The following is a 14130-nucleotide window of genomic DNA, read 5'->3' as shown; positions in this document are numbered from 1 at the left end:
CGGTTGCGGCAGACTGGGCGCATGGCGAAGGGGAAGAGGCAGCACGGCGGCACCGGCACCCCGGCGACCGTCGCCGCGACCAAGGCGAAGATCGAGTTCGAGCTGCACCCGTACGAGGTGGACCCCGCCGCCGAGTCCTACGGCGAGGCCGCCGCCGACGCGCTCGGGATCGCGCACGACCGGATCTTCAAGACGCTGCTCGCCGAGGTGGACGGCGACCTCACCGTGGGGGTCGTCCCGGTGTCGTCCTCGCTGGACCTGAAGGCCCTCGCCGCCGCCGTCGGCGGCAAGAAGGCGCAGATGGCCGACCCGCACGACGCCGAGCGCGCCACCGGGTACGTGGTGGGCGGGATCAGCCCGCTCGGCCAGCGCAGGCGGCTGCCGACCGTGGTCGACGAGTCGGCGTCAGCCCTTGCGACGGTCTACGTCTCGGCCGGTCGGCGCGGACTGCAGATCGAGCTGGCCCCCGCCGACCTGGTGCGTCTCACCGGCGCCCGGCTCGCCCCCATCGCGCGCCGCTAGCCCGCCGCCGCCCGCCGGACGGTCACCGTCCTCGATCGCCTGGCCGCCGCCACCGCCGCCGTCCGCCGGAAGCTCGCCGGCGCCGGCGGCGGGGAGCCGCTTGACGATCATCTCCAGGACGGCGTACGCGCCCACGGCCAGCAGTGGCCAGAAGACGAGGACGCCCCGGGCCCGCACGTCGGCCGGGCCGTTCACCTCGGTGCCGTCCGTCGCGGTGCGGACGACGTGCTCGTAGTGCGACAGGCCGAACTGATGGCCCACCCACCAGGCCAGGAGCGCCGCCGCGACGCCGCCGACCGCCAGCCCGGCGATCAGCGGGACGTCGTTGTCGCGTCCGCCGAAGCGGTAGGCGATCACGCCGCACACGATCCCGGCGACGACGCCGATCAGCGCGAACCGGGCGTCGGTGCCGATCGGCCCCTGGCCCTCGCCGTCGGCGAAGAACGCCTCGCCGCGCAGCACGACGAACGCGACCTTGGGCGACACCGCGTGCCAGAGCACCCCGGCGAGCGGGCCGAGCACCGCGACCAACACGGTGGTGACCGCGAAGGTCCGCACCGCTCTGAGGGACCGTCCCCGCACCTCGTACGCTCCTCACGGGCCGGAGAGTCGCGCCCGTCGCCGTCCGTTACCGATCAACAGCGAAAGCCTAACCCGCGCGTCCGGACCCCACGACCGCGCCCCCGCACCGCGCCCCCGCGGAAGGCGCACGCCGCGCGCCCGGCCGGCAGGGATGCCGCCCGGCCACGCGGACGCGGGCCGGACGGGCCGGAAGCGGGACCGGTCTTTCGGCGGAATCTCCCCTCCGAGCCGTCGGTTTCTTGAGATAATGTTGCCCGACATGTCCGGATTCAGTCCCGCGTTCGAGCGCCTCGGCGCCGCCCTCGCCGCGGTCGTCCTGCAGCAGCAGGAGACCCTCGCGGAGTTCCTGCCGCGCGAGGACTGGAGCGCCGACCTGACCGCGCGCACCTACACCAGCGGTGGCGTCACGGTCCGGGTCGGCCTGCTGGGCAGCTACGCGACCCGCGAGCGCACCTGGCTGTGGGGCTGGGCCAACCCCCAGTTCGGCGAGGACCACCCCGCCGTCCGCCCCACCCTGCCGATCCGGGCCATCGGCGAGCGCCTCGGCATCCCCGAGTTCACCACGCCCGAGGTCGACCTGTCCTGGTACGAGGGGCCCGCCGGGCACGGCGGCGAGCTGGTCGCGATGGCGGCGGGCGGCGTCCTCGGGGGCGGCGGCTACATCGGCGCGGGCTACGACGGCGGCTCGGCCTACCTCCACGTGGACGACCCGCAGGCGCCGCCCGCCGGCTGGGACCCGGTCCCCGTGCCGCGGCTGCTCACCAACGCGACGAGCCTGTTCGCGCGCGAGCCGCGCCTCACCCTCGCCCGGCTGCTCAGCCGGCACCGGGTGCCCTACCGCGAGCGCGGCGAGGTCACCGAGGTCCTGCTTCCGGGCGGCGGCACCGCCCGCGCGTTCTTCGACAACCGCGGCCGGTTCGTCCGCTGGGAGTCCGACCTCGCCGCCGCGCCCGTCCCGGACGACCACGGCGTCCCGCTCGTCCACTGACCCGGCACGGCGGGAGACCGCGCGGACGCCCGTCCGGCGCGGCCTCGCTTCCAGTGCCCGAGGTCGCCGCACGTCGAGGTGCCGTCGCAGTCCCCGACCGAGGAACCGTGCCCCCCGCCCGCGGACACGGGCGGGGGCCGAGCGTCAGGATTCGAGCCAGGGCAGCGTGACGCGGGCGAAGACGATCCCGCCGGTGTCCCCGATCTCGTAGAGGACGCCGACGGAGCCGTCCGGCATGACCGCCATCGTGGAGTAGCCCGCGGTGCCCGGCTTGACCAGGGCCGAGTGCGGCCAGCTCGCGCCGTCGTCGCGGCTGACCCGGACGGTCAGCTCGGTGCGGCTGCTCGCCGCGTTGTTGCTGTGCAGGGCGACGTCCGTCAGGCCGGGCGCGCCGCTCGCGGGCCGCAGGTAGGAGATCTCGTCGCCGTTGCAGCCCGGGTCGACGAGGCCGCTGTTCCAGCTCGTCCCGAACGGGGCGGTCACGTCGGCGGCGGTGGCGTACCAGCGGTCACCGCCGGCGTTGGAGCGCATGTTCTGCGCGATCCGCCCGGTGGCGCGCTGGACGGCCTTGCTCTCGTTCACGCCGGTCCCGGCCGTGGTGCCGTCGTGCCAGGTGGCGCCGTGGTCGTCGGAGTAGATGTCGGCGGCGTGGTCGCCGCCCGCGTCGCGGTACACGATCGGCTGGACGAGCCGTCCGGAGGCGAGCTGGATCCCGTGCCCGGACGAGGCGAACATGCCCGCCCAGTCGCTCTTGCGGACCGAGGGGTTGAGGTCGACGGGCGCGCTCCAGGTGGCGCCGTCGTCGGTCGAGGTGATGTACCGGATGTGCGTGTTGGTGGTCGCCGTGGCGGAGGTGTCGCCCGCGGTGGAGCCGTTGTAGCCGACGCCCGGCTTCGGGGAGTAGGTGAAGAACGCGAACAGCCGGCCGGTGACGCGGTCGACGATCAGGCTCGGATCGCCGTAGCCCTCGGACGTCGTCGGCGCCTGCGCGATGATCTTCGGGGCGGAGAAGGTGGCGCCGCCGTCGGTGCTGCGGACCATCGCCAGCCGGATGTCGTTGGTGCCCCCGCCGAGGTCGTACGAGCCGTCCACGCGGGCGTCCGCGACGGCGACGACCGTGCCGCCGCCGGTGACGGCGAGGGCGGGGATGCGCACCGACTTCGCGGCCTTCCCCAGCCCGTCGATGACGGTGGACGTCGTCAGCACGGTCTGCGCGTTCATGCCGGGCCTGCCGCTGCCGACGCCGCACCCCGACGTTCCCGAAAGCGTCCGGCTCCAGCTACCGGACGAGATCTGGAACGTGTAGGAGGTGCCGTCCGGGACCGTCCAGTAGAGGCCGTCGTCACCGCGCCCGGCCGGGACGGCCACCGACCAGGGGGAACCGGTGCCGCCGGGCCAGGCGACGGTGAAGGTCCTGGCGTCGGCGGAGTGGTTCTCCAGGACGAGGCGGAGGCGGTGCGGGCTGCCGCAGTCCATCGCGGCGCGGGCGCTCAGCGCGCCCGAGCAGTCCAGGGTGCCGCCGTCGGTCTGGTCGAAGCCCTCTGGCGTCGTCGTCCGGAACGTGTAGGCGGTTCCGGACGGCCTGGTGAAGGAGAAGTGACCGCTGTCCCCGGCGGCGACGGCGGCCTTCCATGTGCCGACGCCCGGCCAGGTCAGCGTGAACGTCGTGGCGGCGGAGGTCCGGTTGGTGACGGTCTCCTGGATGCGGCCCGACGTGCAGTCCGTCGTGACGACGGCCGACTGCGCGGTGGCGGCGTGCGCGGGCGGCGCGAGCAGCGCGGACGCCGCCAGCAGGACGCCGGACGCGGCGGCGAGCGGGAACCGGGGGAAGGGGAATCGCGGGGGCAGGGGTCTGCGGGACATGGCCTCACCCTTTCGATCGGAGATGGGACATGGGATGTCCCATCCGCCCGACGAAGGTAGGCCCGGCGGCCCGGCCCGTCAATGGCCGGGCCGCCGGGCCCTCAGGCGCCGGCGGCCCGGAGGCGGTCGCGGATGCCCTTGAAGTGCGCGGCCATCGCGGCGACGGCGGCCTGGCGGTCGGCGGCGCACAGCGCGTCGTAGATGTCGCGGTGCCGCTGCGCGACCTCGGCGGCCTCCTGGGCGACCGGAGCCAGGTCGTGCTGGAGGGTGCGGTACACGTCCCAGAACGCGCCGAGCAGCCGGTTGACGATCGGGTTGGCGAGCGGCCGGTAGAGCAGCTCGTGGAACAGGCGGTCGGTCTCGGGCGTCACCAGCCCGGCCGCGGCCTCCTCCTCCATCCGCCGCATCACCGCGTCCAGCTCGGTGTTGCCGGTCGCCAGGCCGCGGTCGACGACCTGCTCGATCAGCCCGCGTTCCAGGAGCTCGCGGATCTCCACGAGGTGGGCGAGGTCGTCGCGGCCCTGCTGCTTGGAGATGCGGGCGTGGAAGGTCAGCTCGTCGACCAGCGCGCCGAGCGACATCGTCCCGACGTACATCCCGAAACCGTGCCTGATCTCGACGATCCCGACGGCCTGGAGGGCCTTCAGCGCCTCGCGCAGCGAGTTGCGGCTGACGTCCAGCTCCTCGACCAGCTCGAACTCGGTGGGCATCGGATCGCCGACCGCGAGACCGCGCTCCAGGATCAGCTGCTTGACGCGCTGCTGCACCTCCTCGGTCCGGCTGCTGCGGCCCCGCGTCGTCCGGCCTCGCGTCCGACCAGCGGTCATCGGTTCACGCTCCCCATCCCCGTTCGTCAGTCCCTCACCGGTCCCTCGGCGGCGCGGCACTTGACCTCGCCGGGACCGCGCCCTACGGTACACCGACGAGTGACGTTGGATGTCCTACCTCCCCTCTCACCTGCGTCGCTCATCCTCCCACCCCCCGCAATCGATCTCCAGGAGTCGACGTGACCGAGCTCCAGACCGGCCGCGGCGTGAACCGCCGCGACTTCCTCCGCTACTCCGGCCTCCTCGGCGCGGCGGCGACGATCGCGGCCGGGCTGTCCGCGTGCGGCGGCCCGTCCTCCACCGGCTCCGGCGGGAGCGGCGGCGACAGGGACACCATCACGGCCGCGCTCGCCTACGCGCTGTCGGGCGGCTTCGACCCGATGACCGCCTCCAGCGCCGTCGCCGTGGCCGCCAACCTGCACGTCCTCGAACCGCTGGTCGACCTCGACCCGGTCACCCGGCAGCCCTACAACGCGCTGGCCAAGGCGGCGCCGGAGAGGATCGACGACACCACCTACCGCGTGGCGCTCCGGGACGGCGCGACCTTCCACGACGGCTCGCCCGTCACCGCCGACGACGTCGTCTTCTCCTTCGAGCGCATCCTCGATCCCGGGAACGCGTCGTTGTTCGCCCAGTTCCTGCCGTTCCTGGACGGCGTGCGCAAGGTCGACGCCGGCACGGTCGAGTTCAAGCTCAAGTACGCGTTCGCGCTGTTCAGCGAGCGGCTGGCCGTCGTCCGCATCGTCCCGAAGAAGCTCGTCCAGGCGGGGCAGCGGAAGTTCGACGCGCAGCCGGTCGGGTCCGGGCCGTACCGGCTGACCGCCGCGAACGCGGGCACCGGCCTGACGTTCGCGAAGTTCGACGCCTACAACGGGCCGCGCCCGGCGAAGACCGCGAAGATGACGTGGCTGCTGCTGACCGACCCGTCCGCGCGCGTCACGGCCCTCCAGTCCGGCCGCGTCCAGGCGATCGAGGCCGTCCCCTACCTGAACGCCGACCAGCTGTCGAAGACGGCGGAGGTCCGGTCGGTGCAGAGCTTCGGGCTGCTGTTCCTGATGTTCAACTGCAGGATGAAGCCGTTCGACGACGTGCGGGTGCGGCAGGCGCTGCACTACGCGATCGACACCGACAAGCTGATCAAGACGGCGCTGCTCGGCAACGCCACCGCCGCGACGAGCTTCCTGCCCGCCGACCACCCCGGCTACTCCAAGGCCGCGACCGCCTACGGGTACGACCCGGAGAAGGCGAAGGCGCTGCTCCGGGAGGCCGGCGCCGGCGGCCTCAAGGTCGAGCTCATCACCACCGACACCGACTTCGTCAAGGACTGCGTCCCGCTGATCAAGCAGAACTGGGACGCGGTCGGCGTGCAGACCACGCTGAACGTCGGGCAGTCCGGCGGCCAGTACGCCAACCGCGTCGACACCGGCAGGTACCAGGTGATGGCCGCGCCCGGCGACCCGTCGGTGTTCGGCAACGACGTGGACCTGCTGATGCGCTGGTTCTACGTCGGGACGTGGCCCGAGAAGCGGCACTACAGCTCCGGCACCGAGGAGGGGAAGAAGGTCGTGCGCCTGCTCGACCAGGCGGCCCGCGAGACCGACGAGGGCGCCCGCAGGAAGCTGTGGGCCGAGGCCATCGACGTCGTCGCCGAGCAGGCCGCGCTCTACCCCGTCTTCCACCGCAAGCTCGTGACCGGCTGGAACGGCAAGGCGCTCAGCGGGTTCCGGCCGGTGCCGACCACGGGGTTGTCGTTCCAGAACGTCGGACGCGCCTGACCCCGGCCCCCTCCGGGCAGAGAGAACGGACCCCACCCATGGCAACCATCCTGCGGATGGCGCTCGGACGGCTGCTGACCCTCGTGCCGATGGTGCTCGGGATCACGCTGTTCGTCTTCGTCGTCCTGCGGTTCTCCCCGAACGACCCCGCCTACAACGCGCTCGGCGAGGGCTCGACGCCGGAGGCCCGGCACGCCTACGCGGTCGCCCACGGCCTCGACGACCCGCTGCCGGTCCGCTACGTCCGCTTCCTCGGCGACCTGGTGCACGGCGACCTCGGCGTCACCGCGCCGCCGAGCCGGCCCGTCACCGACGCGATCGGCACCGCGTTCCCGCTCACCCTCCAGCTGACGGTCCTGTCGGTGCTGGTCGGCGTCGTCCTCGCCCTGCTGCTCGGGGTCACCGCGGCGCTGTTCCGGGACCGCTGGCCCGACCAGATCATCCGGGTGGTGTCCATGGCCGGGGTCGCGATGCCGTCCTTCTGGCTCGGCATCCTGCTGATCCAGCAGTTCGCGCTGCGGCTCGGCTGGTTCCCGACCGGCGGCTACGTCAACCCGGCCGACTCGGTCGGCCAGTGGCTGCGCAGCCTCGCGCTGCCCGCGCTCGCGGTCGGGTTCCCGGTCGGATCGCTGCTGGCCCGCGTCGTGCGGACGGCGATGGTCGAGGAGCTCGACCGCGACTACGTCCGCACGGCGGTCGGCGGCGGCGTGCCCCGCGCCGTGGTCGTCGGACGCAACGTGCTGCGCAACGCGCTCATCACGCCGCTGACCGTCCTCGGCCTCCAGGTCGGCTACCTGCTGAGCGGCGCCGTCGTCGTCGAGGCGATCTTCGGGCTGCCCGGGCTCGGCACGCTCATCATGCAGGGCGTCACGGCCGGCGACCCGGCGCTCGTGCAGGGCGTGGTGCTGTCCATCGCGCTGACCTTCCTCGTGGTGAACCTGCTGGTCGACGTCCTCTACCTGTTCGCCAACCCCCGGCTGAAGGGAGCGACCCGATGAGCCTCCCGGGTGCCCTGCGGCGGCTGCGGCCGGCGTCCCGCGCCGCGCTCGCCGTGCTGCTGGTGATCGTGCTCGCCGCGCTGTGCGCGCCGCTGATCGCGCGGCACGACCCGCTGACCACGGGCGTCGCGGGCCTCGGCCCGTCCGGCGACCACTGGTTCGGCACCGACCGCGTCGGCCGCGACGTGTTCGCCCGCGTCCTGTACGGGGCGCGGTGGTCGCTGGCCATCGGCGCCGGCGCCGCGCTGCTCGCGCTGGCCGCCGGCGCGGTGCTCGGCTCCCTGGCCGCCACCTCGCACCGGGCCGTGGACGAGATCGTCATGCGCTGCCTGGACGTCGTCATGGCGTTCCCGGCGGTCGCGCTCGCCGCCGTCCTCGTCACCGTGTTCGGCAAGAGCCTGCCGGTGCTGATCGGGACGATCGCGTTCCTGTACGTCCCGCAGATCTCCCGCGTCGTCCGGGCGAACGTGCTCTCGCAGTACGGCGAGGACTACGTCGCCGCCGAACGCGTCATCGGCGCGGGCCGGGCGCACATCCTGCGCCGCCACGTCATCGTCAACTGCGCGGCGCCGATCCTGGTGTTCGTCACGATCGTCGTCGCGAACGCCATCGTGTTCGAGGCGAGCCTGTCGTTCATCGGCGCGGGCGTGCAGGACCCGGATCCGTCCTGGGGCAGCGTCATCGCCTACGGCAAGACGCTCGTGCTGTCGGGCGGCTGGTGGGCGACCTTCTTCCCCGGCCTGTTCATCCTCGTCACGGTGCTGGTGCTGAACATCCTCTCCGAGGGCGTGTCGGACGCGTGGGCGGCGCCGTCGGCCCGGTCCGGCGACGACGCGTCCGCCGCGCCGCCTGTCGCACCGGCGACCACGGCGCAGGCGACCAGCACTCCGGCGACCGCCGCGCCGCCGACCCCTGCGCCGCCGACCGCCGCACCGGCGACCACGGCGCCGGCGGCCGAGGGCGGGGCCGCCGCCCTGCCCGCCACCGTGGACGAGGGGCTGCACGAGGCGGGCCGCCGCCTGGCCGAGCGCGCCCGCCCGCTGCCGCAGGGCGAACCGCTGCTGCGCGTCGAGGACCTGACGATCTCCTTCCCCGGCCGGTACGGCGACGTGGACGTGGTCGACGGAGTCTCGCTGGACGTCCGCCCCGGCGAGGTCGTCGGGCTCGTCGGCGAGAGCGGCTGCGGCAAGAGCCTCACCAGCCTCGCGATCATGGGCCTGGAGCCGGACGCGGCGCGGATCGGCGGACGGCTGCTGTTCGACGGCCGCGACCTGCGGACGATGCCCGCCCGCGAGCGCCGCCGCCTGCTCGGCCACGACATGGCGATGATCTACCAGGACGCGCTGTCGTCGCTGAACCCGGCGATGACGATCCGCGCCCAGCTCCGCCAGCTCACCCGCCGCGGCGGCACCCGCACCCCGGCCGAGCTGCTCGGACTCGTCGGGCTCGACCCCGTCCGGACGCTGCGCAGCTACCCGCACGAGCTGTCGGGCGGCCAGCGGCAGCGCGTCCTGATCGCGATGGTGCTGTCGCGGGACCCGCGCCTGGTCGTCGCCGACGAACCGACCACGGCGCTGGACGTCACCGTCCAGGCCGCCGTCATGCGGCTGCTGCTGCGGCTGCGCGAGGAGCTCGGCTTCGCGCTGATCCTCGTCTCGCACGACCTCGCGCTCGTCGCCGACGTCACCGACCGGGTGGTCGTCATGTACGGCGGGCAGGTCGCCGAAGCCGGCGTCACGCCCGAGGTCGTGGCCGCGCCGCGCCACCACTACGCGCGGGGCCTGCTCGGGGCGGTGCTGTCGCTGGAGGCGTCCGGGTCGCGGCCGGTGCAGATCCCGGGCACGGTCCCGTCGCCGTCGCACTTTCCCGCCGGATGCCGGTTCGCCGACCGCTGCGCCGCCGCGACCGCGGACTGCGCGCGGATCCGGCCGGAACCGTCCGGCGACCCCCACCGGCACGCGTTCGCCTGCCACCACCCGATCGGCGCCGCCGACCCGGTCACGACGGGAGACCCGCGATGAACGAACCCGCGCCGAACGAACACGCGGCGAGCGAACCTGTGCCGAACCAACCCGCGCTGAACGAACCTGTACCGAACGAACACGCTCCGAACGAACCTGTGCCGAACGAACACGCGCTGAACGGCCCCGTGAGGGACGAACCCGCGCCGAACGCGCCCGTGATGGAGCTGCGCGACGTGCACGTCCGGCTGCCCGCCCGCGGTGGCCCGGCGTTCCGCCGCTCGGTCGTCCACGCCCTGACCGGCGCCGACCTCGCGATCGCGCCCGGCGAGACGGTCGGGGTCGTCGGCGAGTCCGGCTGCGGGAAGTCGACCCTGGCGAAGGTGCTGATCGGGCTCCAGAAGCCGACGTCCGGGACGGTGCTGTTCGAGGGTTCCGACCTCGGGTCGCTCCCCCGCAAGGAGCGCGCGGCCCGGCTCGGCGCGTCCGTCGGGATGGTCTTCCAGGACCCCTCGACCGCCCTCAACCGGCGGCTGACCGTCCACTCCGTCCTGCGGGACCCGCTCGACGTGCACCGGCGCGGCACGCCCGCCGAACGCGACGAGCGCGTCCGCGAGCTGATGGCGCTGGTCGGGCTGCCGCCGTCGGCCGCCGCCGCGCTCCCCGGGCAGCTGTCGGGCGGGCAGCGGCAGCGCGTCGCGATCGCCCGCGCGCTCATGCTGGAGCCGTCGCTGCTGGTCGCCGACGAGCCGACCTCGGCGCTGGACGTGTCCGTCCGCGCGCAGATCCTCAACCTCCTGCTCGACCTGAAGGACCGGCTCGGGCTGTCGATGGTGTTCGTCTCGCACGACATCCAGACCGTCCGCCGCATGTCCGACCGGGTCGTCACCATGTACCTCGGCCGGATCGTCGAGGACGTCCCCGCCGCGGCGCTCGCCGACACCCGCCACCCGTACACGCGGGCGCTGCTGTCGGCGACGCCGAGCCTGCTCGACCCGATGGAGCCGATCCGGCTGGAGGGACCGGTCCCGTCCGCCGTCCACCCGCCGAGCGGCTGCCCGTTCCGCACCCGCTGCTGGCGCGCCACCGACGCGTGCGGGGAGGCCATGCCGCCGTTCACTCCCGCGTCCGAACCCGGGCACCTGTTCCGCTGCCTGCATCCCATCACCGACACCGATACCGGCGCCGGTTCCGCCGTTCTCCAGGAGAAGACCCCGTGACCACCGCTCCCCCCGCCTCCGTCCTCCGCGGCGTGGTGCCGCCCGTCTGCACCCCGCTCACCCCCGACCTGGAGATCGACGTCCCGTCCCTGAAGCGGCTCGTCGACCGCCTCGTGGACGCGGGCGTGGACGGGCTGTTCGTGCTCGGCTCCACCAGCGAGGTGGCGTTCCTGCCCGACGGGCACCGCCGCACCGTCCTGGAGACGGTGGCCGGGCACGTCGGCGGGCGCGTCCCGGTGCTCGCCGGGGCCATCGACATGACCACCCTGCGGGTGATCGGGCACGCCCGCGCCGCCGCCGACGCCGGCTGCGACGGCATCGTCGCGACCGCGCCGTTCTACACGCGCACCCACCCGGCGGAGATCGAGGCCCACTTCCGCCAGGTCGCCGCGGCCGTCCCGCTGCCCGTCTACGCCTACGACCTGCCGGTCTCGGTGCACTCCAAGCTGGACGCCGCGATGCTGCTGCGCCTCGCGTCCGAGGGGGTGCTGGCGGGCGTCAAGGACTCCAGCGGCGACGAGGGCGGCATGCGCCACCTCATGCTCGCGCTGCGGGACGCGGCCGTTCCCGGCTTCAGCGTCCTGACCGGCTCGGAGCTGACGGTGGACGCGGCGTTCGCGATGGGCGCGCACGGCGTCGTGCCCGGCCTCGGGAACGTCGATCCCGCCGGTTACGTCCGGCTGTACGGGCACTGCCGCGCCGGGCGCTGGGACGAGGCGCGCGCCGAGCAGGAGCGGCTGCTGCGCCTGTTCGACATCGTCAACTCCGGCGCCGCCGACCGCATGGGGCGCGGCTCGTCCGCGCTCGGCTCGTTCAAGGCGGCGCTGCACCTGCTCGGCGTCATCGACTGCCCGGTCACGGCCCCGCCGCAGATCCAGCTCGACGCCGGCGAGACCGAGCGGGTGCGGCGCATCCTCGCCGAGGCCGGTCTCCTGTGACGGGACCCCGCTACGCGGCGCTGGACATCGGCGGCACGAAGATCGCGGCGGGGCTGGTCGCGGGCGATGGAACGGTCCTGGACCGGGCGCGCGTCCCGACCCCCCGCGGCGGCGGGGCGGCCGTCCTCGCCGCCGCCGCGGGCCTGCTGGACGGCCTCGGCCCGTTCACCGCGCTGGGCGTCGGGGCCCCGGGCGTCATCGACGCGGCGACGGGCCGCGTCGTCTCGGCGACCGATGTCCTGCCGGGCTGGGCGGACACGCCCGTCCGGGAGGTCCTCGCCGCGCGCACCGGGCGGCCGGTCGCGGTCGTCAACGACGTCCGCGCCATGGCGTTCGGCGAGGCCTCGGCGGGCGCGGGCGCCGGGTTCCACCGCGTCCTGCACGTCTCGGTGGGGACGGGCGTCGGCGGCGCGATCACCACCGGCGGGCGGCTCGACCCCGGCGCGCACGGCACCGCCGGGGAGCTGGCGCACCTGCTCGTCCCCGAGGACGGGCCGGTGCCGTGCGGCTGCGGACGCCGCGACCACCTGGAGGCGGTCGCGTCCGGCCCGGCCATCGCGGCGACCGGTGACCCCGCCCGGGCGGGCGCCCTGCTCGGCCGCGCGCTCGCGGGCCTGCTGGCCGTCCTCGACCCGGACGCCGTCGTGATCGGCGGCGGCGTCGCCCAGCTCGGCGCCCCGTTCCTGGACGCCGTCACCGAAGCCGTCCGGGACGAGGCGCTCCCCCCGCTCCGCGCGACCCCGATCCTGCCCGCCCGCCTCGGCACCGACGCCCCGCTCGTGGGCGCGGCGCTCCTCGCCCGGACCGAAGAGAGGGACCGATGACCCCGCACGCGTTCGCCGCGGCCGTCGCCGGACGGCTGATCGTGTCCTGCCAGGCGGGCGACGGCCACCCGCTGCGCGACACCGCCGCGCTCACCCGGATGGCGCGGGCGGCGGCCGGCGGCGGCGCCGCCGCGATCCGCTGCGGCGGCGTGGGCGGCCTCCCCGACGTGGCGGCGATCGTCGCCGCGGTCGACGTGCCCGTCATCGGCCTCACCAAGGACGGGACGGACGGCGTCTTCATCACCCCGACCGTCGCGGCGGCCCGCGCGGTCGCGGAGGCGGGCGCGGACGTCGTCGCGGCCGACGCGACGGCGCGTCCCCGCCCGGACGGCCGTCCCCTCAAGGACTCGGTAGCGGCCGTCCACGACGCGGGCGCCCTGTTCATGGCCGACGTGGCGACCCTCGCGGAAGGCGTCGCCGCGCTGGCGGCCGGCGCCGACATGGTGGCCACCACGCTCGCCGGCTACACGCTCCCCGGCCCGCCCCCGGACGGCCCCGACCTGGACCTCGTCCGCGCCCTGCGCGCCGAGCTCCCGGACGCGGTGATCGTCGCCGAGGGCCGCTACCACTCCCCCGCGCAGGCGGCGGCGGCCCTCGGGGCGGGCGCGACGACGGTGGTGGTCGGCACGGCCATCACCGACCCGCGCTGGATCACCTCGCGCTTCGCGGCCGCCCTGGCGTGACCTCAGCCGAGGAGGCCGCGCAGGTCGGCGGCGGCCTGGCGCGCGGCCTCCTCGGCGGCGGCGGAGACGCCGCCGAGCCCGAAGTACCCGTGGTTGAGCGTCGGCCACTCCCGGTGCACCACCTCGACCCCGGCGTCCCGGAGCGCGGCGGCGTACGCGGCGCCCTCGTCCCGCAGCACGTCGTATCCGGCGGTGTGGACGACCGCGGGCGCGACCCCCGACAGGTCGGCGGCGCGCAGCGGCGACACCCGCCAGTCCTGCCCGTCCCCCGGCGCGTACAGCTCGGCGAACCAGCGCATCCCCGCGAGCGTGAGGCCGTATCCCTCCGCGCGTTCGGCCCGCGACGGGTACGAGGCGTTGACGCCCGGGTCGGCGTACCCGCCCAGCACGTCCACGACCGGCACGATGAGCAGTTGCGCGGCCAGCGGCACCCCCTCGTCGCGGCAGGCGAGCGCGACGGACGCGGCGAGCTGCCCGCCGGCGCTGTCCCCGGCGACGACGACCCGCTCCCCCGCCGCCGCGAAGTGCCGGGCGACGGCGAGGCAGTCCTCGAAGGCCGCCGGGAACGGGTGCTCGGGCGCGAGCCGGTAGTCCACGCCGGCCACGGTCCATCCGGTCCCCGCCGCGAGGCGGCACATGTGCTGCCGGTGCGTGCCGGTGTCCCCGGCGATCCACCCGCCGCCGTGGCAGAACACGACCACGGTGCCGTCCCGCCGCCCGGCGGGCTCGATGACGCGGACCGGCACGCGTCCGCCTCCGGCCGGCACCCGCTCGTCGCGCTCGGCCGCGGGCACGGGCGGATCGGCCAGCAGCGCCCGCGACCGTTCGTTGACGGCGACGGAATGGAGCCGCGCCCCCTCCACCGACGCGTCGGCCGCGGTCGGGTCCTGCTCCCGCTCCCGCAACCACTCCGCGATCGCCGCGTCGAAACCGTCACCGGACATCAGGC

General features: G+C 74.8%; 13 protein-coding genes. 9 read left to right on the top strand and 4 right to left on the bottom strand.

What is annotated here, in order from left to right:
- Nucleotides 1-21 precede the first annotated feature (21 nt).
- On the top strand, nucleotides 22-522 hold the full coding sequence (gene ybaK / locus ACFPCY_RS11510) for a Cys-tRNA(Pro) deacylase (RefSeq protein WP_378254153.1): 501 nt from the start codon (nucleotides 22-24) through the stop codon (nucleotides 520-522).
- On the opposite strand, the gene ACFPCY_RS11505 is transcribed toward ybaK, so the two are convergent.
- Entirely contained in the window at nucleotides 406-1104 is a 699-nt protein-coding gene (locus ACFPCY_RS11505; protein WP_378254151.1) for a hypothetical protein, read from the bottom strand. The two genes, ybaK and ACFPCY_RS11505, sit on opposite strands and share 117 nt — an antisense overlap.
- A 259-nt stretch (nucleotides 1105-1363) precedes the next feature.
- Between ACFPCY_RS11505 and ACFPCY_RS11500 the strand changes: the two genes are divergently transcribed.
- Nucleotides 1364-2092, top strand: a complete 729-nt coding sequence (locus tag ACFPCY_RS11500; protein ID WP_378254149.1) for a DUF6882 domain-containing protein — start codon at nucleotides 1364-1366, stop codon at nucleotides 2090-2092.
- 144 nt (nucleotides 2093-2236) lie between these two features.
- Here the strand turns inward: ACFPCY_RS11500 and ACFPCY_RS11495 are convergent, their stop codons facing one another.
- Both ACFPCY_RS11495 and ACFPCY_RS11490 read right to left on the bottom strand, forming a co-directional pair.
- Nucleotides 2237-3955, bottom strand: coding sequence for a sialidase family protein (locus tag ACFPCY_RS11495; RefSeq protein ID WP_378254147.1), 1719 nt, complete (start codon nucleotides 3953-3955; stop codon nucleotides 2237-2239).
- A gap of 101 nt (nucleotides 3956-4056) precedes the next feature.
- Nucleotides 4057-4782, bottom strand: a complete 726-nt coding sequence (locus tag ACFPCY_RS11490; RefSeq protein WP_378254145.1) for a FadR/GntR family transcriptional regulator — start codon at nucleotides 4780-4782, stop codon at nucleotides 4057-4059.
- A 179-nt stretch (nucleotides 4783-4961) separates the two neighbouring features.
- On the opposite strand from ACFPCY_RS11490, the gene ACFPCY_RS11485 reads away from it, so the two are divergent.
- From ACFPCY_RS11485 to ACFPCY_RS11455, 7 genes are all read left to right on the top strand, one after another.
- Entirely contained in the window at nucleotides 4962-6557 is a 1596-nt protein-coding gene (locus ACFPCY_RS11485; protein WP_378254143.1) for an ABC transporter substrate-binding protein, read from the top strand.
- A gap of 38 nt (nucleotides 6558-6595) precedes the next feature.
- Complete coding sequence (locus ACFPCY_RS11480) at nucleotides 6596-7555, top strand: ABC transporter permease (protein ID WP_378254141.1); 960 nt, start codon at nucleotides 6596-6598, stop codon at nucleotides 7553-7555.
- Nucleotides 7552-9576 (top strand): dipeptide/oligopeptide/nickel ABC transporter permease/ATP-binding protein, encoded by a 2025-nt coding sequence (locus ACFPCY_RS11475; RefSeq protein ID WP_378254139.1) that lies wholly within the window; start codon nucleotides 7552-7554, stop codon nucleotides 9574-9576. Before ACFPCY_RS11480 ends, ACFPCY_RS11475 begins: the two co-directional genes overlap by 4 nt.
- A 128-nt stretch (nucleotides 9577-9704) precedes the next feature.
- Entirely contained in the window at nucleotides 9705-10736 is a 1032-nt protein-coding gene (locus ACFPCY_RS11470; RefSeq protein ID WP_465251219.1) for an ABC transporter ATP-binding protein, read from the top strand.
- Complete coding sequence (locus ACFPCY_RS11465; RefSeq protein ID WP_378254137.1) at nucleotides 10733-11674, top strand: dihydrodipicolinate synthase family protein; 942 nt, start codon at nucleotides 10733-10735, stop codon at nucleotides 11672-11674. Before ACFPCY_RS11470 ends, ACFPCY_RS11465 begins: the two co-directional genes overlap by 4 nt.
- The gene (locus tag ACFPCY_RS11460) at nucleotides 11671-12498 is read left to right on the top strand and encodes an ROK family protein (RefSeq protein WP_378254135.1); all 828 of its coding nucleotides are present in this window, start codon (nucleotides 11671-11673) and stop codon (nucleotides 12496-12498) included. The genes ACFPCY_RS11465 and ACFPCY_RS11460 overlap by 4 nt, the downstream gene beginning before the upstream one ends.
- A complete protein-coding gene (locus ACFPCY_RS11455) occupies nucleotides 12495-13181 on the top strand; it encodes a putative N-acetylmannosamine-6-phosphate 2-epimerase (RefSeq protein ID WP_378254133.1) in 687 nt (228 codons plus the stop codon). The genes ACFPCY_RS11460 and ACFPCY_RS11455 overlap by 4 nt, the downstream gene beginning before the upstream one ends.
- A gap of 2 nt (nucleotides 13182-13183) precedes the next feature.
- On the opposite strand, the gene ACFPCY_RS11450 is transcribed toward ACFPCY_RS11455, so the two are convergent.
- Nucleotides 13184-14125, bottom strand: a complete 942-nt coding sequence (locus tag ACFPCY_RS11450; protein ID WP_378254131.1) for an alpha/beta hydrolase — start codon at nucleotides 14123-14125, stop codon at nucleotides 13184-13186.
- Nucleotides 14126-14130: the final 5 nt, after the last annotated feature.

It is taken from the genome of Actinomadura gamaensis, from assembly GCF_042652125.1.
Taxonomy (GTDB): domain Bacteria; phylum Actinomycetota; class Actinomycetes; order Streptosporangiales; family Streptosporangiaceae; genus Spirillospora; species Spirillospora gamaensis.
Note: the sequence above shows the minus strand (reverse complement) of the source record. Positions and strands in the feature narration are given on the sequence as shown.

Bases quoted from the DNA above. Each gene is read 5' to 3' on its own strand.
- ybaK (WP_378254153.1), top strand. From the start codon at position 22: ATGGCGAAGGGGAAGAGGCAGCACGGCGGCACCGGCACCCCGGCGACC.
- ACFPCY_RS11500 (WP_378254149.1), top strand. From the start codon at position 1,364: ATGTCCGGATTCAGTCCCGCGTTCGAGCGCCTCGGCGCCGCCCTCGCC.
- ACFPCY_RS11495 (WP_378254147.1), bottom strand. From the start codon at position 3,955: ATGTCCCGCAGACCCCTGCCCCCGCGATTCCCCTTCCCCCGGTTCCCG.
- ACFPCY_RS11490 (WP_378254145.1), bottom strand. From the start codon at position 4,782: ATGACCGCTGGTCGGACGCGAGGCCGGACGACGCGGGGCCGCAGCAGC.
- ACFPCY_RS11480 (WP_378254141.1), top strand. From the start codon at position 6,596: ATGGCAACCATCCTGCGGATGGCGCTCGGACGGCTGCTGACCCTCGTG.
- ACFPCY_RS11475 (WP_378254139.1), top strand. From the start codon at position 7,552: ATGAGCCTCCCGGGTGCCCTGCGGCGGCTGCGGCCGGCGTCCCGCGCC.
- ACFPCY_RS11455 (WP_378254133.1), top strand. From the start codon at position 12,495: ATGACCCCGCACGCGTTCGCCGCGGCCGTCGCCGGACGGCTGATCGTG.
- ACFPCY_RS11450 (WP_378254131.1), bottom strand. From the start codon at position 14,125: ATGTCCGGTGACGGTTTCGACGCGGCGATCGCGGAGTGGTTGCGGGAG.